The organism is Streptosporangium sp. NPDC050148 (genome assembly GCF_055586505.1).
Genome location: NZ_JBVJIA010000014.1, coordinates 164,668 through 186,944, shown reverse-complemented (window position 1 = coordinate 186,944; position 22,277 = coordinate 164,668). Strand labels below are relative to the sequence as shown.

Annotated in this window: 16 protein-coding genes and 1 riboswitch; of the genes, 9 read left to right on the top strand and 7 right to left on the bottom strand. The window is 71.3% G+C overall.

The annotated features are described in order from the left end of the window. The first annotated feature begins 18 nt into the window (after positions 1 to 18). From ACZ6RT_RS18245 to ACZ6RT_RS18210, 8 genes are all read left to right on the top strand, one after another. Positions 19 to 1,692: an ATP-binding SpoIIE family protein phosphatase gene (locus ACZ6RT_RS18245; RefSeq protein WP_399197121.1), complete on the top strand. Its 1,674-nt coding sequence runs from the start codon at positions 19 to 21 to the stop codon at positions 1,690 to 1,692. A gap of 331 nt (positions 1,693 to 2,023) precedes the next feature. Further along, positions 2,024 to 2,590 (top strand): TIGR03086 family metal-binding protein, encoded by a 567-nt coding sequence (locus ACZ6RT_RS18240; protein ID WP_470154822.1) that lies wholly within the window; start codon positions 2,024 to 2,026, stop codon positions 2,588 to 2,590. 47 nt (positions 2,591 to 2,637) lie between these two features. Then, a complete protein-coding gene (locus ACZ6RT_RS18235) occupies positions 2,638 to 3,234 on the top strand; it encodes an HD domain-containing protein (RefSeq protein WP_470154820.1) in 597 nt (198 codons plus the stop codon). Positions 3,235 to 3,319: 85 nt separating this feature from the next. After that, complete coding sequence (locus tag ACZ6RT_RS18230) at positions 3,320 to 4,120, top strand: DeoR/GlpR family DNA-binding transcription regulator (RefSeq protein WP_470154818.1); 801 nt, start codon at positions 3,320 to 3,322, stop codon at positions 4,118 to 4,120. Continuing rightward, positions 4,117 to 5,196 (top strand): galactose-1-phosphate uridylyltransferase, encoded by a 1,080-nt coding sequence (gene galT, locus ACZ6RT_RS18225; RefSeq protein ID WP_399197118.1) that lies wholly within the window; start codon positions 4,117 to 4,119, stop codon positions 5,194 to 5,196. The genes ACZ6RT_RS18230 and galT overlap by 4 nt, the downstream gene beginning before the upstream one ends. 71 nt (positions 5,197 to 5,267) lie before the next feature. Beyond that, a riboswitch (cyclic di-AMP (ydaO/yuaA leader) is annotated at positions 5,268 to 5,404 on the top strand. A 3-nt stretch (positions 5,405 to 5,407) separates the two neighbouring features. Then, positions 5,408 to 6,382 carry a coiled-coil domain-containing protein gene (locus tag ACZ6RT_RS18220; RefSeq protein WP_470154816.1) on the top strand — a complete coding sequence of 325 codons (975 nt, stop codon included), beginning with the start codon at positions 5,408 to 5,410 and terminating at the stop codon, positions 6,380 to 6,382. 355 nt (positions 6,383 to 6,737) lie between these two features. After that, the gene (locus tag ACZ6RT_RS18215) at positions 6,738 to 7,298 is read left to right on the top strand and encodes a hypothetical protein (protein WP_470154815.1); all 561 of its coding nucleotides are present in this window, start codon (positions 6,738 to 6,740) and stop codon (positions 7,296 to 7,298) included. 545 nt (positions 7,299 to 7,843) lie between these two features. Next, entirely contained in the window at positions 7,844 to 8,962 is a 1,119-nt protein-coding gene (locus ACZ6RT_RS18210; RefSeq protein WP_470154813.1) for an RNA ligase RtcB family protein, read from the top strand. Between the two features lie 177 nt (positions 8,963 to 9,139). Here the strand turns inward: ACZ6RT_RS18210 and ACZ6RT_RS18205 are convergent, their stop codons facing one another. Further along, positions 9,140 to 10,594 (bottom strand): glycoside hydrolase family 10 protein, encoded by a 1,455-nt coding sequence (locus ACZ6RT_RS18205; protein WP_470154811.1) that lies wholly within the window; start codon positions 10,592 to 10,594, stop codon positions 9,140 to 9,142. A 1,001-nt stretch (positions 10,595 to 11,595) separates the two neighbouring features. Here ACZ6RT_RS18205 and ACZ6RT_RS18200 point away from each other — a divergent pair. Further along, positions 11,596 to 12,648 (top strand): LacI family DNA-binding transcriptional regulator, encoded by a 1,053-nt coding sequence (locus tag ACZ6RT_RS18200; protein ID WP_399197113.1) that lies wholly within the window; start codon positions 11,596 to 11,598, stop codon positions 12,646 to 12,648. A 133-nt stretch (positions 12,649 to 12,781) separates the two neighbouring features. On the opposite strand, the gene ACZ6RT_RS18195 is transcribed toward ACZ6RT_RS18200, so the two are convergent. The 6 genes from ACZ6RT_RS18195 to ACZ6RT_RS18170 all read right to left on the bottom strand — a co-directional run bounded on the left by ACZ6RT_RS18195 (position 12,782) and on the right by ACZ6RT_RS18170 (position 22,240). Beyond that, a complete protein-coding gene (locus ACZ6RT_RS18195; protein ID WP_470154808.1) occupies positions 12,782 to 14,251 on the bottom strand; it encodes an endo-1,4-beta-xylanase in 1,470 nt (489 codons plus the stop codon). Positions 14,252 to 14,842: 591 nt separating this feature from the next. After that, positions 14,843 to 18,343 (bottom strand): ThuA domain-containing protein, encoded by a 3,501-nt coding sequence (locus ACZ6RT_RS18190; protein WP_470154807.1) that lies wholly within the window; start codon positions 18,341 to 18,343, stop codon positions 14,843 to 14,845. A gap of 21 nt (positions 18,344 to 18,364) precedes the next feature. Continuing rightward, positions 18,365 to 19,213, bottom strand: coding sequence for a sugar phosphate isomerase/epimerase family protein (locus ACZ6RT_RS18185; protein ID WP_399197110.1), 849 nt, complete (start codon positions 19,211 to 19,213; stop codon positions 18,365 to 18,367). Next, positions 19,195 to 20,412: a substrate-binding domain-containing protein gene (locus ACZ6RT_RS18180; protein WP_470154804.1), complete on the bottom strand. Its 1,218-nt coding sequence runs from the start codon at positions 20,410 to 20,412 to the stop codon at positions 19,195 to 19,197. The genes ACZ6RT_RS18185 and ACZ6RT_RS18180 overlap by 19 nt, the downstream gene beginning before the upstream one ends. Before the next feature lie 11 nt (positions 20,413 to 20,423). Continuing rightward, the gene (locus ACZ6RT_RS18175; protein ID WP_470154803.1) at positions 20,424 to 21,356 is read right to left on the bottom strand and encodes an ABC transporter permease; all 933 of its coding nucleotides are present in this window, start codon (positions 21,354 to 21,356) and stop codon (positions 20,424 to 20,426) included. Continuing rightward, positions 21,353 to 22,240: an ABC transporter permease gene (locus tag ACZ6RT_RS18170; protein ID WP_470154801.1), complete on the bottom strand. Its 888-nt coding sequence runs from the start codon at positions 22,238 to 22,240 to the stop codon at positions 21,353 to 21,355. The genes ACZ6RT_RS18175 and ACZ6RT_RS18170 overlap by 4 nt, the downstream gene beginning before the upstream one ends. Positions 22,241 to 22,277 lie beyond the last annotated feature (37 nt).

The window sequence follows — 22,277 nt, the reverse complement described above, 5'->3', positions numbered from 1 at the left end:
GCTACGCCAGGCTTCAGGATGGGCAGCCCCGCGTCCATGCACGAGCAGCTCTCGCTGCTCAACGCCGCCAGCAAGCGGATCGGCAGCACGCTGGACATGTTCGAGACCGGCAGGGAGCTGATGGACGTCGCCGTGCCGCGCTTCGCGGACGCGGCCGGCATCCTCGTCCAGGACCGGCTGGTGACCGAGGGGGAGTTCCCGCAGCAGAGCACCGACGGCTCGGCGCTGGTGCGCCGGATCGCGGTCGGCGTGGCCGACCCCTCCCCCGACGAGTACGCCAAGGCGTTCCCGGTGGACGAGGTCGCCGTCTACGAGGCGTGGACGCCGTACGCCCGGTGCATGGCCACCGGCAACCCGATCCTCTACCCCCGGCTGGGACGCCGGACGGCCGAGGAGATCGGGCGGTTCTGGAAGCGCGACTCGGTCTCCAAGGTGCTGGAGGACAGCTCCTTCCTGGTGGTCCCGCTGAAGGCGCGCGGCCGGGTGCTGGGCTTCGTGATCTTCACGCGGCGGCCCACCAGCCAGCCCTTCGACGAGCAGGACGTGAACCTGGCCGAGGAGCTCGCGGCCAGGACCGCGGTCTGCCTCGACAACGCCAGGCTCTACAACCGGGAGCGGCGTACCGCGCTGACCCTGCAGAGCAGCCTGCTGCCGGTCGACCTCTCCCAGCCGCTGGGCCTGACGATCGCCTCGCGCTACCTGCCCGCCAGCGACCTGGTCGGCGTGGGCGGCGACTGGTACGACGTGATCCCGCTGCCCGGCTGCCGGGTCGCCCTGGTCGTCGGCGACGTGATGGGGCACGGCATCAGGGCCGCGGCCACCATGGGCCAGCTCCGCACGGCCGCGCGTACCCTGGCCAGCCTGGACCTGAGCCCGGCCGACGTGCTGTTCCGGCTCAACCTGATGAGCCAGGACCTGGACGCCAGCCAGATCGCCACCTGCGTGTACGCCACCTACGACCCGGTCACCCGCCGCTGCGCCATGGCCTGCGCCGGGCACGTCCCGCCGATCCTGGTGCGGCCCGGCGGCGAGACCGAGCTGCTGGAGCTGCCCCCGGGTCTCCCCCTGGGCATCGGCAACGAGCCGGCCGAGATGCGGGAGTTCACGCTCCCCGACGGCACGGTGCTCGCCTTCTACACCGACGGCCTGGTGGAGAGCCGCGACCGGGACATCGAGGAGGGCATCGGCGCCCTGCGCGGCCTGCTGGCCAGCCAGAACCACGACCTGGAAGAGGTCTGCAACCTCACGATCAGCGCCCAGCGGCCGGGGCACGAGCGCGACGACATCGCGCTGCTGCTGGCCAGGGTCTCGGAGCTGACCGAGAAGGAGTTCGTCGAGGTGTCGATGCCGGCCGACCGGCGCTCGGCCTCGCAGGCCCGGCGCTTCGTGCGGACCACGCTGGAGGACTGGGGGCTCTCCTCGCTCTGCGACAACACCGAGCTCATGGTCAGCGAGCTGGTGGCCAACGCGGTCGAGCACGGTCAGGGCGAGGTCGAGCTGCGGCTGCTGCGCGGGCCCACCCTGGTCTGCGAGGTGTCCGACACCTCCTCGTCCGTACCGGTGATGCGGGAGGCGTCCACCACCAGCGACACCGGGCGCGGCCTGCACCTGATCAACTGGCTCGCGCACCGCTGGGGCTCCCGCCTCACCGCGAAGGGCAAGATCGTCTGGATCGAGCAGCGGCTGCCCTGACCCGTCCGCGCGGAACCCCTGGGGCTCCAGGGAGCCCCAGGACTCGGGAGTTTGAAGCGGTCCCGGCCGGGACGCTCCCGGCCGGGTGCCGTGGCGTCCGGGGACGGGCCCACCGGTGACCCCGGGTGACCGTGAGTGACTCGCGGTCACCCCGGGAGCCGTCCGGTGCTCACCGGTGCTCACCGGTGCTCGCCGACGCGTACCGGCGGCCACGGCCCCGGCCCGTCACCGGGGTCGTGCCGGTCATGCCCGTTGACGCGGATGACTACTGGCGGTCCAGAGGTTACGGTCAGGGGAAGGGCACGGCGCGTCCGGGAGGACATCGGGAGGCATGATGACCATCGACGTACCGGAGGCCTACGGTCGCGCGCTGGACGCCTTCGGCGCGCTCGTCCACCGGATCGCTCCCGACCAGTGGGAGACCCCCACGCCCTGCGTCGACTGGGACGTGCGGGCGCTGGTCAACCACGTGGTCGGTGAGAGCCTGTGGGCTCCGGAGCTGCTGGCCGGGCGGACCTCCGCCGAGGTCGGCGACGCCTTCGACGGGGACCTGCTCGGCGACGACCCCATCAAGGCGTTCGACACCTCGGCCGTGGCCGCCGTCCAGGCGGTGACCGCCCACGGTGCCCTGGAGGGCTTCGTGCGCCTGCCGTTCGGCGACGTGCCCGGCCGCGAGTACGTCACCGAGCTGTTCGCCGACGCCCTCATCCACACCTGGGACCTGGCCCGCGCCATCGGCGCCGACGAACGGCTCGACCCGGAGCTGGTCGAGGCCTGTGCCGCCTGGTTCGCCGCCGCCGAGCCCGGCCGGGAGCAGGAGACGGCCCCCGGGGAGTCCCGGTCGCCCGCCGAGGACGCCCAGGCGCGGCTGCTGGCCTCCTGGGGCCGTGAGGCCTGACCCGTCCGGGCCGGGGTCCCGGTCCGGCCGCCTCTAGGCTCCCTGGCATGAGCGAGAAGCTGATGACCCGCTGGCGGTCCCTGGCCGGCCCCGGGGCCGAACGGCTCGGCCGCGAACTGATCGCCCGCTACGACGAGCCGCACCGCAGGTACCACACGACCGCCCACCTGGAGGCGGTCCTGGCCGGGGTCGACGCCCTGGCCGGTCACGCCGAGCACCCGGACCTGGTGCGGATGGCGGCCTGGTTCCACGACGCCGTCTACGACCCCCGCAACGCCGACAACGAGGAGCGCAGCGCCCGGCTGGCCGAGCGCGCGCTGCCGGAGGCGGGCCTGTCCCCCGAGGCGGTGGCCACGGTCGCCCGGCTGGTCAGGCTGACCGTCACGCACGACCCCGCACCGGACGACGCCGACGGGGCCGTGCTCTGCGACGCCGACCTGACGATCCTGGGCGCGCCGGAGGACGTCTACGCCGCCTACACCGCGGCCGTGCGCGAGGAGTACGCCTTCGTGCCCGAGGAGGCGTTCAGGGCCGGGCGGGCCGCGGTGCTGCGGTCGCTGCTCGCCCTCCCGGCGATCTTCCGCCTCGAGGGGCCGGAGGCTGCGGCGCGGGCCAACATCGAGGCGGAACTCGAACGGTTGTGAGCGGGCGGTTCACCATGTTCCAACACCCCCTCTCGGCCCTCGGCGTGGTAATTTGGTGGAATCTGGTGAATTAAGGGGAGTGACGATGCTCGCCCAGCAGCGGCAGCAGGCGATCCTGGAGAGGGTCCGCAGCAGCGGCGGTGTCAGGGTCGCCGACCTGGTCCGTGATCTCGGCGTCTCCGACATGACGATCAGGCGCGACCTGGAGGTGCTCGCCGAGCGGGGGCTGGTGGAGAAGGTCCACGGCGGTGCCACCGTGGCCGGGCCGGGCTCGACCGAGGAGCCGGGCTTCACCGCCAAGTCCGTGCGCCAGCAGGCCGAGAAGGAGACGATCGCCCGCACCGCCGCCGGGCTCGTCCGGCCCGCCACCGCCATCGCGCTCTCCGCGGGCACCACGACCTGGACGCTCGCCCACCACGTGGTCGACGTGCCCGAGTTGACCGTGATCACCAACTCGATCCGGATCGCCGACGTCTTCCACCGCTCCCCCAGGGCCGACCGCACGGTCGTGCTGACCGGCGGGGTCCGTACCCCCTCCGACGCGCTGGTCGGCCCGGTCGCGGTCGCGGCGGTCCGCGGCCTGCACGTCGACACCCTCTTCCTCGGCGTGCACGGGATGAGCCTCCGCGCCGGGTTCACCACGCCCAACCTGCTGGAGGCGGAGACCGACCGGGAACTGGTCGCCTCCGCCCGCCGCCTGGTGGTGACCGCCGACCACACCAAGTGGGGAACGGTCGGCATCAGCACGATCGCCGAGCTGTCCCAGGCGCACATCGTGATCACCGACTCCGGCCTGTCCGGCGAGGCACGCGAGGAGCTCGCCGCCTCGGTCGGCGAGCTGATCATCACAGAACCGCAGCAGGAGAGCGAGACCGCCACCCGATGAAACGCACCGCCACCCACCTGGCCGACGGCCGGGAGCTTTTCTATTTCGACCGGCGCGACGACGCGGACAGGGGTGCGGCCGACCTGCGCGACCTGCCGCCCCGGCCCGCCGCCTCCGAGCTGCGCTACGACCCGCTGACCGAGGAGTGGATCGCGGTGGCCGGCCACCGGCAGGGCCGTACCTTCCTGCCCCCGGCCAGTGAGTGCCCGCTCTGCCCGTCCGGTCCCGGCAACCTCACCGAGGTCCCCTCCCCCGACTACGACGTGGTGGTCTTCGAGAACCGCTTCCCCTCGTTCTCGGCCCAGCCGGGCGAGTACCCGCAGCCGGGCGGGCTGAGCGAGGTCCGGCCCGGGATCGGCCGCTGCGAGGTGGTCTGCTTCACCTCCGACCACGACTCCTCGTTCTCCCGCCTGTCGCCCGAGCAGGTCGAGCTGGTCATGGAGGCCTGGATCGACCGTACGGCCGAGCTGTCGTCCCTGCCGGGGGTGGAGCAGGTGTTCTGCTTCGAGAACCGGGGCTCGGAGATCGGCATCACCCTGGCCCACCCGCACGGGCAGATCTACGCCTACCCGTACGTGACCCCGCGCACCAGGCTGAACCTCGCGGCGGCCGGCCGCTACCGGGACCGCACCGGGGGCGACCTGTTCGCCGACGTCCTCGCCTCCGAGCGGGAGGCCGGGGTGCGGGTGGTGGCCTCCAACGAGCACTGGACGGCGTTCGTCCCGGCCGCCGCGCGCTGGCCGGTCGAGGTCCACCTCTACCCGCACCGGAGGGTCCCCGACCTGATCGGCCTGGAGTCGGCCGAGCGGGCGGCGTTCGGGCCGCTCTACACCGACGTGCTGCGCCGTCTCGACGGGCTCTTCGACATGCCGATGCCCTACATCGCGGCCTGGCACCAGGCACCGGTCAACACCGGCCGGGACCTGGCGTACGCGCACCTGGAGCTGTTCAGCATCCGCCGCGCGCCGAACAAGCTGAAGTACCTCGCGGGATCGGAATCGGCCATGGGGGCCTTCGTGAACGACGTGCTGCCCGAGGAGACAGCACATCTACTGCGCTCCATTGTCACGAGCTGATCACCGATAGGTCTCGTTTGAGGTCGCGTGACCTGGGGTTTACCACTACTATCCTTCCCACATCGGCTGTAGCAGCCGATATGCCTAATCCCAGGCGCCTCGCCCGGGAGCCGGGGAACCACCGCACCTGGGGTGAAACCACTTCGGTGGAAGGGCATCCTCCAGCCCGAACCCGTCAGCTAACCCGGTAGGCGGAAGGAGAGGAGAGTTCGTGGCGGCCTCGTCCCCCACGTTCCGTCGCCATGCCGCTCTGGTCCTCTGCGTGGGCTCGATCGCCGCGTTCACCCTCGGCGCTCCCACCGCGGGAAGCGCCGACCCCAAACCGTCCGAGGCCGAGCTCCGCGCCGACCTGGTCAAGCTCAACAAGAGGATCGACGCGCTGATCGAGACCTACGCGGCCAAGCGCGAGTCCCTCAACAAGGCGGAGAAGGCCGAGGCCGTGGCCAAGCAGAACCTGCGCAGGGCCGAGGAGGTCTACGCCGAGAACGAGAAGCAGGTCGACTCCATCGTCCAGCTCCACTACCAGAGCAGCATCGGCGGCCTGCCCGCCCTGCTGTTCGCCGACGACATCGGCGGCGCGGCGGTGATGGAGCAGCTCACCGCCGAGCAGAGCGCCCACCTGCAGGGGTTCGCCCAGAGCGTGGAGCGCAGGAAGAGGTCGGCCGAGACCGCCGCCCGCCTCACCGACGACATCGCCGAGGAGGCCAAGGAGGTCCAGGAGCGGCGCGAGGAGGCCGAGGACCTGATCGAGGAGATCAAGGACAAGCTCGACAAGCTGGTCCCCACCGGTTCGGGCCGCCGCTCCGACGGCAGCTGGGCCCCACAGCTGCCCACCGGCGCCGACAACATCACCGACCGGACCCGGATCATGCGCGAGGCGATCAAGAGGCGCTTCGACCTGCCGTACTCGGTCGGCTGCTACCGGGCCGCGAACGACGGCGGCGAGCACCCGCTGGGCCGCGCCTGCGACTTCATGATGAGCACCGGCGGCACGATGCCCACGGCCGCCAACCTCAGGCTCGGTGACGAGATCTCCGCCTGGGCCATCAAGAACAAGGCCAGGCTCGGGGTGAAGTACGTGATCTGGCGCCAGCGCATCAACCACGGCTCCGGCTGGAGGGCCATGTCCAACCGCGGCGGCGTCACCGCCAACCACTTCGACCATCCGCACATCTCGATGTACTAGCGCTGCGACGGACTGACCTGCGATTTCTCGGCCACCTACACCTCTTGGGGCATGTTCAGGGCACTTCGTCCCGTCGCCCGTGCGTCTTCGACCGTCTGTTTCGTGCGGTCCTCGCCGGAGGCGCCGGGTGCGCGCAGCGCCCGCAGGGTGACCCCGGGACCGGCGTGATAGCACATTCCGGCTCCGTAGGCCATGTCCCGTCCGGGATGCTCGGCCCGGCGTGCGGGGGGTCGATCCGCCGAACGGCACATGGGAACCGACGGGGCCCGGCGGCAGGGTTGAGGCATGGCGGCACGGCACCCTTTCCGGGATCGCCGGAGCAGGCCTCACCCTCACACCTCAAGGAGCCGTTGACATGAGATCCGCAATGATCCGGGCAGGGGTCACCGCCGTCGCCCTGTCGCTGGCCACGGTCGCGACGATCGGTACATCGGCCTCGGCCGCGTCGCCCGCGACGAGCAAGGACCCCCGGTGGCACGTGTCCGGCACGGCGAAGATCCACTTCGAGCCGGCGGCCGACGACGACATCACCTTCACCATCACCGCACGCGGCGTCTTCACGGAGGCCGAGGGCATCGTCAAGGTCGACCACTACCTCGCCGACGGCAACGGCGGGGGATTCGAGGCGGAGGTGGACTGCCTCGTGGCGGGTGGCCCGGTCGCGACGGTGACCGCCGTCATCACCACCTCCACCTCGTTCCCGGTCGGTACCCGGGTCGCGGTCAGCGTGTACGACGGCGGGACGGACAGGTCCGGCGGCGGTCGTGATCGGATCGGCTGGAACTGGTCGGTACCGACCGGCACGGTGCAGCCCTGTACGGCTCCCGCGACGTTCGCCACCGTCGAGCGGGGCGGGTTCACCGTCGTCGGCAAGGGCTGGCCCACACCTCCCGCGCAGACCGGCACGGGGAGGTAGCGCGCCACGGCCGGCTCGTCCGCATGCCGCACGGGCGGCGTTCACCGAGCCGGTACCGCGGTAGGGCCGGGTTCGGCGACCGGTGGTGAGAGGGTGGTCCTCACCTGACCGGGCCGGCGAGCCGTCTCGGCTCGTACCGCATCGCCTCCACCGGAAGGCCGGATCCGCCGGTGCACGTGCGGGCATCCGGCGGGGTCCCGGTTCGACGGTCTCCGGTGGACATACGGGCCCGTACGTGTCCGTACGGCCGAAAACCGCTTGCCCCGGGGGAACGGGCTCGGGGAACGTGGTGTCCATGACGCTCTGACGGACGGTCCCCTGTCGCTCCTGTCACCCCCAGTCATCCCGACATGTCACGGCGCCGGCTCGTTCCGCGACGCCGTCATCCCGTATGCCCCCGCCAAGGTAAGAGAGCCTTTTTGTCCCAGCAGCCCTCCCAGCAGCCCTCCCGGCGGGAGTCCCGGGAGTCCCCGCCGCCCGCCGCGGCCCCGGGTCCGGCCCCTGGTCCGGAGCCGGGTCCGGGTCCGGGTCCGGCCACCGTCAGTGTGTTCGCCTCCCCCGCGAGCTGGATCGAGTCCGACGCCCTCGCGCAGTGCCACCAGGTGGCCGCGCTCGACGGCATGATGCACGTCGCCGCCATGCCGGACCTGCACCCCGGCAAGGGCGCCCCCATCGGGGCCGCCATGACCTCCACCGTGCTGTACCCGTTCCTGGTGGGCTCCGACATCGGCTGCGGCATCGCCGTGTTCCCCATCAGGCTGAAACGCGCCGTCCCCGAGAGGCTCGCCGCCCGCTTCCCCGACCTCGATCGCGCGCTGGACCCCGAGCGGGACGCCGGCGACCCGGCCTGGGCCGTGGTGAAGGGCGACATCCCCGCCGGTCACGCCGAGGGCCTCGGGACGGTCGGCCGGGGCAACCACTTCGTCGAGCTGGCCCGGATCGGGACCGTCTTCGAGCCGGGCCACGCGAGCCGTCTCGGACTCGCCGAGGGCGACCTGGTCCTCGTCGTCCACAGCGGTTCCCGGGGGCTGGGCGAGCGGATCCTGCGGGCGCACACCGAGGTCCACGGCGCGGGCCCCGCCCCCGACCCCGGCGCCTACCTGGCGATGCACGACGACGCCGTCCGCTGGGGGTCGCTCAACCGGCGGCTGCTGGCCGCCCGGGTCGCGCACGCCCTGGGGGCCGAGCCCGCCGAGCCGCTCGTCGACCGGTGCCACAACCTGGTCGAGGTCCGCGACGGGCTCTACCTGCACCGCAAGGGGGCGGCGCCGGGCGACGGGTGCGACGTGCTCGTCGCCGGTACGCGAGGCACCCCCTCCTACCTCGTGGCCGCCCACGCCGGGCCGGACGCCGGGCACTCCGTCGCGCACGGCGCGGGCCGCAAGATGTCGCGTGCGGACGCCCTGCGCCGGGGCCGGGCCAAGCACACGGTCGAGGAGCTGCGCCGCACGCCGGTGGGGTCGCTGGTGGTGTGCGGGGACCGCCAGCTGCTCTTCGAGGAGGCGCCGACGGCCTACAAGCGCATCGAGCAGGTGATCGCCGACCTGGTCGCCCACGACCTGGCCACGCCCGTGGCCGCCACGATCCCCCTGGTCACCTACAAGACGGCCGACCTCGGGCCCGCGCCCCGGCGGGACCGGCGCCGCGAGCGAGGACGGCGGTGAGCGTCCACCTGCTCCTGTCGGCCGGGCGCGGCCCGGCCGAGTGCGCCTGGGCGCCGGCCCGGCCGCTGCGCCGCCTGACGGTGCGCCGGCTCCGGTGACGGCCGTTCCCGGCCTGGCCGGTCGCCTTCAGGCGGAACGGCGCCGGGGCGGCGGTCGTGGCCGCCCCGGCGCCGGGGGTCATCGCGCGGTGGCGCTGTTGCAGGTCACGGCCGGGGTGGCCGCGGTGCCGTTGGCGGTGAAGCCGAAGGTGGTCGACTGGCCCGCCGCGATGGTGGCGTTGTAGGGGGCGTTACGGACCGTCACCGTGGAGCCGGACACGCTCGCCTCGCCGTTCCACAGGCTGCTGACGCTCTGCCCGCCGGGCCAGGTCCACCGCACGGTCCACCCGTTGACCGGCGCGCTGCCCGCCCGGACCGTCACGGTCGACTGGAAGCCGCCCGACCAGCTGTTGGTCGTCGCGATCGTCGCCGAGCACTCCCCCGTACCAGGGGTCGGAGTCGGGGTGGGCGTGGGTGTGGGGGTCGGGGTCGGGGTGGGGTCCGGGTCCGGGTCCGCGGCGTTGAGGGCGTCCAGCACGGCGTTGTAGGCCGGCTTCTTGTTGCTGCCGCTGAACAGCAGCGGGGTGTCACCCGAGCGCCAGGAGTCCTGGTCCCGTACGCCCCAGACGGTGATGCCGGTGCAGCGCGGCACGGCCAGGCAGTCGTTGGTGACGCTGGCGTAGGTCGTGGGAGAGGCACCCTGGATGTCCAGTTCGGTGATCTGCACGTCGACGCCCAGGGCGGCGAAGCTGGAGATGGTGGTGCGGAAGTTGCTGTTGTAGGGGCTGCCGCTGTTGAAGTGCGCCTGCAGGCCCACGCAGTCGATCGGCACGCCGCGGGCCTTGAAGTCGCGGACCATGTTGTAGACGCCCTGGGTCTTGGCCCAGGTCCAGTTGTCGATGTTGTAGTCGTTGTAGCAGAGCTTGGCGGCCGGGTCGGCGGCGCGCGCGGTGCGGAAGGCGACCTCGATCCAGTCGTTGCCGGTGCGCTGGAGGTTGGAGTCGCGACGCCCGCCCCCGCTGTCGGAGAAGGCCTCGTTGACCACGTCCCAGGCGTAGATCTTGCCCTTGTAGTGGTTCATCACGCCGTTGATGTGGTCGATCATCGCCTGGCGCAGCGCGGATCCCGACAACGCCTCCATCCAGGCGGGCTGCTGGGAGTGCCAGGCCAGAGTGTGACCGCGGACCCGCTTGCCGTTCTGCACGGCCCAGTTGTAGACGCGGTCGGCGGCGGTGAAGTTGAACTGGCCCCGCGCGGGCTCGGTTGCGTCGATCTTCATCTCGTTCTCGGCCGTGACCATGTTGAACTCACGGTTGGCGATGGTCGTGTACGCCGAGTCGCCGAGCTTGCCCGCCGAGATCGCGGTGCCGAAGTAGCGGCCGCTCTGGGCCGCGGCGGCGCCGAGTGTGCTCGCCGCGGCGCTGACCGAGGCGGTACCGGCGGTGCCCGCGGAAGCGGCGCCGGCCGCCACCGGGCCGGTCACCGCCGTGAGCGTGCCGAGCACGAGGGTGCCGAGGGCACCGGCGACCAGGGCCCGGCGAAGACCGCCGAGGGGCCGGCGGGTCCGGGGTGGGGGTATGGCGTTCGTGCCCATGTCTGAGCCTCCATGACCGAAGTGGGGGAAAGTGGGAGGAAGGGGTGCACGCAGGGCGACGCCGCGCCGCTGTCGTCGAACGCACACCATGAGGGCGTCGCGGTCCGCCGGAGCCTTCGTGCACCACCACCGAGCACGGCCGGACCGTTTCAGGGCCTAGTCTGGAAACACTGCCGAAACATGTCAAGGTCCGACTGAAAATTTCGGCCCCCGGGTGCGTCTGCCCGGCCGTCCCGCTCCGCGGCGCATCCTCTCTCCGGCCACCGGATGCGGCGGGACGGCACGTCGACCGGCCGGATGACCTCGTCCGTGAAACATTCATCACCGGGCTACTCCCTGGGGTGGTCGGCGACGCAGTTCGGCCGCGCGGTCACCGGGCCGTCCGGGAAGGACCGCGACCGGCCGCTTGACGGGGCCTCGCGCCCTCCTGTTTACTCCGGCGCACCACCACCTCCCCCGTGAGAACGGGGTTCTCGGCCGCACTCGCCGGCGCTCGCGGGGCCGGCGAAGGCGGCCACGACGCGGGCCCGGCGGCCGGCACGACACCATGCCCACGTCAGGCCCACGTCAGGGCCCTGTCAGGTCCTGTCAGGTCCCTTCAGGTTCACGACATGTCATGGCGGGTCCACGGCGGGCACCGCGTTCGCCCCTTCGGTGAACCGCGTCGCGCGTGGTCGCCGCCACTCGCCGTACGGCGCCGCCGGACGCAGGGCACACGGATGCCGGTGGGGAACGGCCGCACCGCGCTCCCGCCCACGACCGGGCCCCGTCCTCGATCGCGGCATCGCACGGGCCGGACCGCGCGCGGACCTTCCACGTATCCACGACCGGAATCGAGCTCGGCGTTGAAAGTTTCACATGAGCGATAAGGAGCCACGGGCGATGACCAGGCATTCTTCGCCTGCAGATCCCCGGCTCCTTTCACCGCTCCCCTGCCGGTCTCCGGCACGGGCCGGCGAACGCCGCCCGGTGCGGGTGGATCATATAGTTACAATCCCGCTATGACCTGGCCTGAAGAGCGGTTCTCCGACCCGATGTCGTCGCCTCAGGCTCTGACCCTGGCCGAGCTGGCCGAACGGGCGGGCGTCTCCACGGCGACGGTCAGCAAGGTCATCAACGGGCGCACCGAGGTCGCGCCGGAGACGCGCGCCCTCATCGAAGGCCTCATCCGCGAGCACGGCTACCGCCGCCAGCGCCAGCGCGTCCGCCCGGCCCGCCTCATCGAGGTGGTCTTCCACGAACTCGCCGGCGACTACCCGGTCGAGATCATCAAGGGCGTCCAGCAGGTGGCGAGGCGGAACCACGCGGCCGTCGTGATCTCCGACTTCCAGGGTGACCACACGCCGGGCCGTACCTGGATCGAAGAGGTGATGAGCCGCCGTTCGACCGGGGTGATCACGGTGTTCTCCAGCCTGACGCACTCACAACGCGACCAGCTCGCGACCCGCAACATCCCCCTCGTCATGCTCGACCCGCTGGACCTTCCCATGTCCGGCGTCCCGTCGGTGAGCGCCGCCAACTGGAGCGGGGGGCTCGTGGCCACCCGGCACCTGCTCGAACTCGGGCACCGCCGCATCGCCGTGATCACCGGTCCCCCCAACGCCGTCTCCAGCAGGGCCCGCGTGGACGGCTACCGCGCCGCGCTGGAGATGGCCGGTCTCTCCGTCGACCCGGATCTCGTCCGTACGGGCGACTACCACATCGTCTCCGGGTTGAAGCGCACCAAGGAGCTGATGGGCCTGCCCGAGCCGCCGACCGCGATCTTCACGAGCAACGACGGCCAGGCGATCGGCGCGTACTGGGCCGCCGCGGAGCTGAATCTGCGGATCCCCGACGATCTGAGCGTCATCGGCTTCGACGACATGCCCTCCGTCCGCTGGACCCTCCCACCGCTCACCACGGTCCGCCAGCCGCTGACCGAGATGGGCAACGCGGCGGCGACCATGCTGCTCGCCCTGGCCGACGGCAGGCAACCTGCGCAGACGCGCGTGGAAGTGGGCACGGAGCTGATCGTCCGTGGGAGCACCGCACCGATCGGGAACCGGCCGGCCTGATCCGTCGGCCCTGCCGCACGCTCCCACGTCCTCGCCCCTCGGGGGCCGGAGGCGAGGGATCCCTGCCACCCTGCACGCGACAGATGACGGCCGGGGTCACGCCCCGGCCGTCGTCCTTCACGCCGTTGGGGGATCAGGTACCGCTGTAGGTCCACTTCTGGTTGTTGCCGCCGTGGCAGGAGTACAGCTGGATCAGGGTGCCGTTGGCGGTCCCGGCGCCCACGGCGTCCAGGCACAATCCGGACTGGACACCGACGACGGTGCCGTCGGAGTTCAGCCGCCACTTCTGGTTGTCACCGCCGTGGCAGCCGTAGATCTGCACCTTGGCGCCGTTGGCGGTACCGCCGGCGTCCAGGCACTTGTTGCCGTAGACCCGCAGTTCCTGTGCGGAGTTGGCGGTCCACTGCTGGTTGGGGTTGGTGTGGCAGTCCCACATCTGTACCTGGGTGCCGTCGGTGGTGGAGGCGTTGGGCACGTCCAGGCATCGTCCGGACGCTGTGTTCCTGACCTGCCCGGTACCGGTGCCACCCGTGGGGGTGACCGTCGGGGTGGGGCCGGGTGTGGGGCCGGGTCCCGCCGCGTTGAGGGCGTTCAGGACGGAGGTGTAGGCCGGCTTCTTGTTGCCGTTGCCGTCGAACAGCAGCGGGGTGGTGCCGGAGCCCAGCCAGGAGTCGCTGTCGCGTACGCCCCAGACGGTGATGCCGGTGCAGCGCGGCACGGCCAGGCAGTCGTTGACCACGTTGGCGTAGGTGGTCGCCGAGCCGCCCACGATGTCCAGTTCGGTGATCTGCACGTCGACGCCGAGCGCGGCGAAGCTGGAGATGGTGGTGCGGTAGTTGCTGTTGTAGGGGCTGTTGTTGTTGAAGTGCGACTGCAGGCCGACGCAGTCGATCGGGACGCCGCGGGCCTTGAAGTCGCGGACCATGTTGTAGACGGCCTGGGTCTTGGCCCAGGTCCAGTTGTCGATGTTGTAGTCGTTGTAGCAGAGCTTGGCGGCCGGGTCGGCGGCGCGCGCGGTGCGGAAGGCGACCTCGATCCAGTCGTTGCCGGTGCGCTGCAGGTTGGAGTCGCGACGGCCGCCCCCGCTGTCGGAGAAGGCCTCGTTGACCACGTCCCAGGCGTAGATCTTGCCCTTGTAGTGGTTCATCACGCCGTTGATGTGATTGATCATCGCCTGGCGCAGGGGGGCGCCCGACATCGCCTCCATCCAGCCCGGCTGCTGGGAGTGCCAGGCCAGGGTGTGGCCACGGACCCGCTTGCCGTTCTGCACGGCCCAGTTGTAGACGCGGTCGCCGGCGCTGAAGTTGAACTGGTTCTGGTTGGGCTCGGTGGCGTTGATCTTCATCTCGTTCTCGGCCGTGATCATGTTGAACTCACGGTTGGCGATGGTCGTGTACGCCGAGTCGCCGAGCTTGCCCGCGGCGATCGCGGTGCCGAAGTAGCGGCCGCTCTGGGCCGCGGCGGCGCCGAGAGTGCTCGCCGCGGCGTCGGCGGGGACCGTCGCCGACACCAGTACCGCGGCGGCGCCGAGTATGCCGAGTGCACCGGCGGCCAGGATCCGGCGCAGCCGGGTTCCGGGCGAGGGTATGGCGGTTACGCCCATACCTGAGCCTCCATATCTCCGTGACGAAGAGGGGACGAAGGTCCCCGCGGGGTCGACGCCGCGTCGCCGTAGGGCGGACGCACACCACCGGGGCGTCGCGGACGCGGCCCTGTCCGATCACCACCTGACGGCGGGGTCGCTTCCGGAGACTCAGTGTGGAAACCTTGCCGAAACTTGTCAATACCCGAAAGAAAGTTTCGAAACGCCCTTTTCCCCCTGACAGGACGGCCGCGCCTGGACAAGCGGGATCCGCACTCCGAAACTTTCGGTCACCTCTCGTCCGGCGTGACATCATGTTGAAACTTTCATCACCGGGCACCGTCCGTGCCGATGAGCGGGGCGTCGAGGCGCAGATGGCCGCGTTCCGGCCCGCCCGATCCGCCCGGCCGCGCCTCGCGTTCTTGACAACGGCTCGGCCCCTCGTGTGTGCTCCGCTGCACACCACCTACCACCCGCCCCGCCGAGAGGAGCACAGCCGACGAACCACGCGCGAAGGCCGACGGCCGTGTGCTCCGCGAAACCGGCTGGGGCCGGCCCGCTGACGCAGACCGGCCCCAGGGGTTCCGGTGTCACATGAGGATCAGACGAGGGTCAGGAGCGGGTCCACCTCTGGTTGGCGGCACCGGTGCAGGTCCAGATGTGGACCTTGGTGCCGTTGGCCGTGCCGAAGCCGGACACGTCCAGGCACTTGTTGGCGCCGACGGCGGTGATGGTGCCGTCGGCGTTCAGGCGCCACTTCTGGTTGGCCTGGCCGTTGCAGTCCCAGATGTTGACCGCGGTCCCGTCGGCGGTCCCGGCACCGGACACGTCCAGGCACTTGTTGCCGTACACCCGCAGCTCCTGCGCCGCGGTCGAGGTCCACTGCTGGTTGGCCCGGCCGTTGCAGTCCCAGATGTTCACCGCCGCGCCGTTGGCCGTCGAGGCGCCGCTGACGTCCAGGCACCGGCCCGAGCCCACGCCCTTCAAAGCGTTCCCCGAAGGCGTCGGGGTCGGGGTGGGCGTCGGGTTGCCGTCGCCCTGACCGACGCCCCTGCCGTTGAAGGTGATGGAGTCGACGTCGAACGCGTTGGCCGTCGGCGCCTTGAACACCACGTACAGGACGCGCGTGCCACCGGGGTCGGTGACCCGCGCCGCGGGCAGGGACGCGTACGTGTTCCATCCCCCGGTCGCCGGCACGGCGGCGGAGGCGACGAGCGCCCCGGTCGGCGAGCCGGCGCGCAGCTCGATCGACGCCCCCGTGGCGGACGGCGCCGAGACACGGAACGACACCGAGTCGATCCCGGACAGGTTGACCGGCGTGAAGGAGACCCAGTCGTTGTTGGAGACGTCACCGATGCGCCTGCCGCCCTCGGCCCCGGCCTCGTCGACGGTCCGGACCCCGGACGAGCCGGAGAAGTGCTCGGCCTGCTTGTGCTTGGGGTTCAGGGTGATGCCGGCGCTGCCCTTGAGGCCGGTCGAGTCGGTGTAGTCGGCGGCCAGCACGTAGTAGACGTTGGACGCCTCGTCGTGGCCGGAGGCGGTGGTCGTGACCGTCCCGGAACAGCCGGTGTACTGGCCGGTGTCGTGGGCGTGCTGGTCGTGGCCCAGCGCGGTGATCACGTTGACCTTGGCGCAGTCGACGGTGCCGTCCTCGGGGTCGGTGACGTTCACCGTGTAGGAGACCCGGTCACCGAAGGAGATGAACCCGCCGTCGGGCGGTGCCGAGAAGACGACCTTGGGACGGGTGTTGCCGACGACGACGGTCGTCGTGACGCTCGCCGTCTTCCCGCTCGCGTCCCGGACGGTCAGCCTGACGGTGTAGGTGCCGTTGGAGGTGTAGGTGTGGGACGGGTTGGCCGCGGTGGAGGTCCCGCCGTCGCCGAAGTCCCAGGCGTAGGTGATCGCCTCACCGTCGGGGTCTGCCGAGCCGGCCGAGGAGAACGCCACCGTGAGCGGCGCGGCGCCCGAGTCGGGGTTGGCGATGATCTTTGCCACGGGGGCGCGGTTGCCGACCACGTAGTCGATCCGGTAGATGGAGTCGTCGGTGTTGGCGTGGCCGAAACCGTTGCCCCAGTCGGCCATGTACAGGGCGCCGTCCGGGCCGAACTTCATGTCGATCGGCGCGCGCGGCGCGATCTGCGCCACGAAGGGGTTGATCTTCAGGAGGTTGCCGGAGGCGTCCAGGCGGAACTCGTTGACGAAGTTACGGCTCCAGTCGTAGAAGAACGGCGTGCCGTCGAAGTACTGGGGGAACTTCCGGTCGGAGGTGCTGGTCGCGTTGTAGCGGTAGAACGGGCCGCCCATCGCGGCGGCGCCGCCGCAGCACTTGATCTCGGGGAACTGGGCCGAGACGTGGTAGTTGTACCAGACGTTCGCCGGCTGGGCCGGGGGCAGGGTGGTCAGGCCGGTGTTGTTGGGCGAGTTGTTCACCGGCGCCGAGCAGTTGAACTTCGCCCCCGAGGTGTTGGTGGCGAAGTTGAAGTCGTTGAACGGGATGTTGTTGCCGACGCAGTACGGCCAGCCGTAGTTGCCGGGCTGCTTGATCAGGTTCCACTCGACCGTGCCCTCGGGGCCGCGGTTGGCGTTGGCGCTGCCCGCGTCCGGACCGTAGTCGCCCACCGAGATCCAGCCGGTGTTCTTGTCGACCGAGAACCGGAACGGGTTGCGGAAGCCCATCGCGTAGATCTCCGGCCGCGTCTTGGCGGTGCCCGGCGCGAACAGGTTGCCGGCCGGAACGGTGTAGGTGCCGTCGGGCTCGGGGTGGATGCGCAGGATCTTGCCGCGCAGGTCGTTGGTGTTGGCCGAGGACCGCTGGGCGTCGAAGTGCTCCCGGCCCGGACGCTCGTCGATCGGCGTGTACCCGCTGGAGCCGTTGGGGTTGGTGTCGTCACCGGGGCCGATGTACAGGTTGCCGTTCGGGCCGAAGGCCAGGTATCCGCCGGTGTGGCCGGGCTCGTCGACGTTGCGGTAGGCCGGAACCTCGATGAGCTTCTTCTCGCTCGACAGGTCGAGGCCGGTGCCGTTGAAGGTGAACCGCGAGACCCGGTTCACCTCGCCCCCGTTCGCCGGTGAGTAGTTGAGGTAGATCCAGCCGTTGGCCGCGAAGTTCGGGTCCAGGGCCAGGCCGACGCCGCCGTCCTCACCGCCGTCGTACACCGGCAGGGTGCCGATGACGCGCGTGCCGCCGCCGCCGGCGGGGATCAGGTTGACCTTGCCCGAGCGGGAGATGTAGAAGACCCTGCCGTCGGCGGCCACGTCCAGCTCCATCGGCTGGTCGGGGGCGCCGTCGAGGGTGACCTTCTGGAAGCGGGCCGCGACCGTGCCGCCGCAGTCGCCCGGCGCCGCGCCCGCCGCCCACTTCACCCCGCCCAGCAGGTGCTGCCTGAAGTAGGCCTCGGAGTAGGAGGACGCCTGGTGGCCCATGGCGGTGGCCCACACCCGGCCGCCCTCGGGGTTGTGGCACCAGGAGATCGGGTGGTCGGCGCCCATCCTGTTCGGCCCGGCGTCGTAGGTGGTCTCGTCGGCCGTGACGAGCACGTGCACCGAGCCGCGCATGTTCCTGTCAAAGTTGTACCACTCCTCGGTGCGCGTCCACCGGTCGGGCAGGCCCACGGTGGAGGGGTGCACCTTGTCGGCCACCTTGGCGGTGCCCTGCACGGTCGCCGAGTGCGCGGTCATGTGCGCCCCGGCCATCACGACCTGGTCCCACCAGGGGAACTGCGTCTCGATGTTCATGTCGGTGGCGTTGTGGACCGCCACGACGCCTCGCCCGCTGCGCAGGTAGGACTGGAACGCCTGACGCTGGGCGTCGTTGTCCCAGATCATGCCGCTGGTCTGGTGCATGATGACCGCGTCGTAGGTGTTGAACGTCGCCGACGTGAAGACCGAGGAGTTCTCGCTGAGGTCGACCTGGAAGTTGTTGTCGGCCGCCAGCTGCTGGAACATCGCGATGCCGGCCGGGATGGCGTCGTGCCGGTAGGCGCCGCTGGCGGTCTCGGAGAACAGCAGGACCTTGAACTGGGGCGCGGCGGCGTTCGCCACCGGTGGCACCACGAACAGGAACAGTCCTAACAGGGCCGAGGCCAGGGCCGGGAGCAGGTGTGATCTTCGCATGGGGGGTCTCCTGGGAGGGGGTCAGGTGGTGAGGGTGCGCAGAAAGGCCAGTCCTTCGGTGGCAAGGGCGTCCTGGGTCGGGGCGAGGGGACGCCAGACGGACGCGGCGGTGGCGATGACGGCGTTGTCGGAGGTGAAGGACTCGATCACCAGCGGGCCGCCGTAACCCACGCCGTGGAGGGCGGTGACGAAGCCCGGCCAGTCGAAGCGGTCGCCGCCGGGGGCGCCGCGGTCGGTCCCGCACGCCTGCACGTGCGCGATCCTGGAGCCCGCGAGCAGGACGGCCCGCGCGGGGTCCTTCTCCTCGATGTTCAGGTGGTAGGTGTCCAGGGCGATCCCGCAGTCCTCGGGGAGGGCTTCGAGCGCCTGCTCGACGGTGTTGACGAGGCTGGTCTCGTACCGGTTGAGCGGTTCGACACCGATCCGGACCCCGCGTCCGGCCGCGTGGGCGAGGACCGGTCTCAGGTTCTCCCCCAGCTCGGCGTAGAGCGCGCGCCGCTCCTGCGCGCTCATCGGCCAGGTCCTGCCGACGGAGGAGTAGGCGGGCCCGCTGACCGCGGGCGCGCCGACGGTCACCGCGACGTCCACGCAGTGCCGCAGGTAGTCCTGGGTGGCGCGGATCGTCTCCGGCGAGGCGGCGACGAGCTCGCGTCCCGGCGGCATGGTGAGCACGACCGACGCCCGCAGTCCCAGCTCGTCCAGCAGGGCCGCGGCCTTGCCCGGGTCCCAGTCGCCCGGGTGCTCGACCGGCAGCTCGATCACGTCGAACCCCCATCGCGCGATCCGCGGCGCGAGATCGGCCAGCGTCTCGTCGGTGAGCGGTGAGACCCAGACCCAGGTGTTGACGCCGATCACGACGTGCCGCCCCACTTCTCCGGGTAGCCGGGCAGGTCCTCGCACCCGCACAGGGCGTAGTGCAGCGGCGGCATGCCGGGCACCAGACGGGAGGAGAGGGTCTCCTGGGTGATCGTCGGCTGGGGCAGGTTCCACACCTTCGGCACCTGCTCACCCTTGAGGATCTTCAGCGCCGCGATCACGGGGGTGCGCCACTGGTAGGTCGGGTAGGTCGGGGCGATCGCGGTGAGCTTGGCGTCGCTCCACTTCTTCAGGAAGTCCTGCTGGTCCTCGCCGTTGATCGGCGGTACGGGCTGACCGGCGTCCTCGAAGGCCTCGACGGCCGCGACGGCGGTGGCGCCCGCGTCCATCCAGACGCCGTCGATCTTGCCGTGGCGCTGGATGTAGTCGCTGACGATGCTCTTGGTCTTGGCGGCGTCGCCGTCGGTGAACTCGACGCCGACCACCTGCAGGTCGCTCCTGTCGAAGGCGACCTTCGCGGCCGACCACCGGGTCTCCAGCACGTCCACCCCGGGCAGGATGCGCAGCGCGAGGATCTTCCCGCCCGCGGGCACCTTGCCGACGAGGAACTCGGCCGCCTCGGCGCCGAAGGCGTACCCGCCGATCGGCTTGATGAAGGTGACCGGGCAGTCGGTCTGGACCCCGCGGTCGAACACGATGACCGGCACCTTGGGGCAGGCCCCGGACACCGCGGGGGTCAGCGTGGCCGTGGTGTTGGGCGAGACGATCAGCGCGTCGCACCCCTTGTCCTGCAGCTCGGCGATGTCGGAGATCTGCTTGTCGTCCTTGCCCTCGGCGTCCAGGGCGGTGAAGCGCGCGATCTCCTTGTGCAGCGCGACCTCGGCCTGCATGGTCTTCCAGCCGACCTGCCGCCAGGGGTTGTTGACCGCGGCGTTGGAGAAGCACAGGTGGTACGGGCCCGCCTTCTTGTACGCGGCGGTGTCGACGGGCTCGGGGTCGATGCTCTGCTCCCACGGCTTGTCCGACGGGCCGGTCGGCTGTGCCTTGCGCATCGCCATCTGGGCGTCGTGGTCCGCCTGGACGAAGAACTTCGACTGCGCTCCGGTGCCCTTGTCCGGCGCCGCGGCGGCGGCGGAGGAGGACGTGGCGGTGGTGACGGCGGGCACCGGGGTGTCGCTGGTGCACGCGGCCGCCGGCAGCGTCAGCGCGATGAGCGCGGCGACGGTGAGAAACCGCCGCGAGGGTGTGCGCATTATGGGTCCTTTCACGTGGCGGCCGCGGTCGTCCTGCGCGGGAGCCTCACGGCTCCGAGCGCCACCGCGGCTATGATGATCACTCCCTGTACGGCGGGCTCCAGGGCCCCCGAGACGCCGTGCAGGTTGAGAAGGGTGAACAGGGCCTCCAGGGTGAAGGCTCCGGCCATCGCGGCGACCACGGAACCGCGGCCGCCCCCGAGGGCCACGCCGCCGAGCACGACGGCGGTGATGGCCTGGAACTCCAGGCCCTGGCCGACCTGCGCGGAGACGCCGGCGAAGCCGCCGAGCAGGACGGCGGCGACCGCCGCCGACAGCCCGGAGATCATGAACGCCACGGTGCGCACCCGGGGGACGCGGACACCGGACAGGGCCGCGGCCCTGTCGTTGTCACCGGTCGCGACGAGCGTGTGGCCGAAACCGGCGCGCATGACGGCGACGGCGAGGCCCGCGAGCGCGACGAGGATCAGGACCGACCAGGGCACCGGCCCCGCGCTTCCCCGCCCCAGCTCGCGGAACTGCTCGGACAGGGCTCCCCGGGGCGCGCCGCCGGTCCACAGGAAGACCGCCCCCGACAGGATCAGCAGCATGCCGAGCGTGGTGATGAAGGACGGGACGCGCAGCAGGGTGGTGACGAGCCCGTTGACCAGCCCGACGAGCGGCCCGATGACGATCAGCAGGGCCAGCACGGGCCAGGTGGCCTCCGCCGAGCCGTCGATGAGCCGGGCGGCGATCACCACCTCGGCGGTGACGATGGAGCCGACCGACAGGTCGAACTCGCCGGACACGATGACGAAGTACTGGCCGGCGGCGAGGATCACCAGTGGGGCCGCCCGTTTGACGAAGGCCAGGAAGGTGGGCGGCTCCAGGAAGAGGGGGTTGACGGCCGCGATCGCCACGAGCAGTCCGGTCAGCACCACGAGGATGGGCAGTGCGCGTCTCATCCGGTCCGCCTCCTGCGGGCGTAGATCGCCAGGGCGGCGATCAGGACCACGCCCCGCACGACGTCCTTGGCGAAGGAGTCGATCTCCAGCTGGTTGAAGATGCTGTCGAGGACGGCCAGCAGCAGGACGCCGCCCACGGTCCCGGCGACCCCGCCGCGGCCACCGGCGAGGGCGGTCCCGCCGAGGACCACCGCGGCGATCGACTCCAGGTCGTAGCCGCCGTCGGTCCCGACCGTCGGCGCACCGGCTCCGAGCCGGGAGGCGAGCAGCAGGCCGGCGATCCCGGCGCAGACCGAGCAGAGCACGTGGGCGACGACGACGACCCGCTCGGTGCGGATCCCCGACAACCGCGCGACCTCGGCGTCCCCGCCGACCGCGTAGATCCGGTATCCCAGCCGGGTCCGGCTGAGCAGCAGCCACGCGCAGACCGCCACCGCGGCCCACAGCAGCGCCGACACCGGCAGCGGTCCGATGCGGTCGTAGCCGAGATGCCGGAAGGACTCCGGCACGCTGCCCGCCGGTCCGTCGTAGCGGTGGTCCAGCACGCCCTTGATGATCAGCGCGACCCCGAGCGTGGCGATGAAGGCGTGCACCCGGAGCCTGGTGACGATCAGGCCGTTCGCCAGCCCGGTCAGCGCGCTGACCGCCAGCACCGCGGCGATCGCGGCCGGCACGTTCGCGCCGGCGCCCGCCATGATCTCGGCCGCGACCAGCGAGGTCAGGCTGATCAGGAACGCCACCGACAGGTCCAGGCTCCCGGCCAGGATCACCAGGGTCTGCCCGACCGCGACGATGCCGAGCGCGGCCGAGCGCTGCTGGATGCCGACGACGTTCTCCAGGCCGAGGAACCGCCCGCCGTCCAGGGCGAACAGCAGCCAGCCCACCCCGACGAGCAGGACCAGCGCGACGTAGACGGCGCGC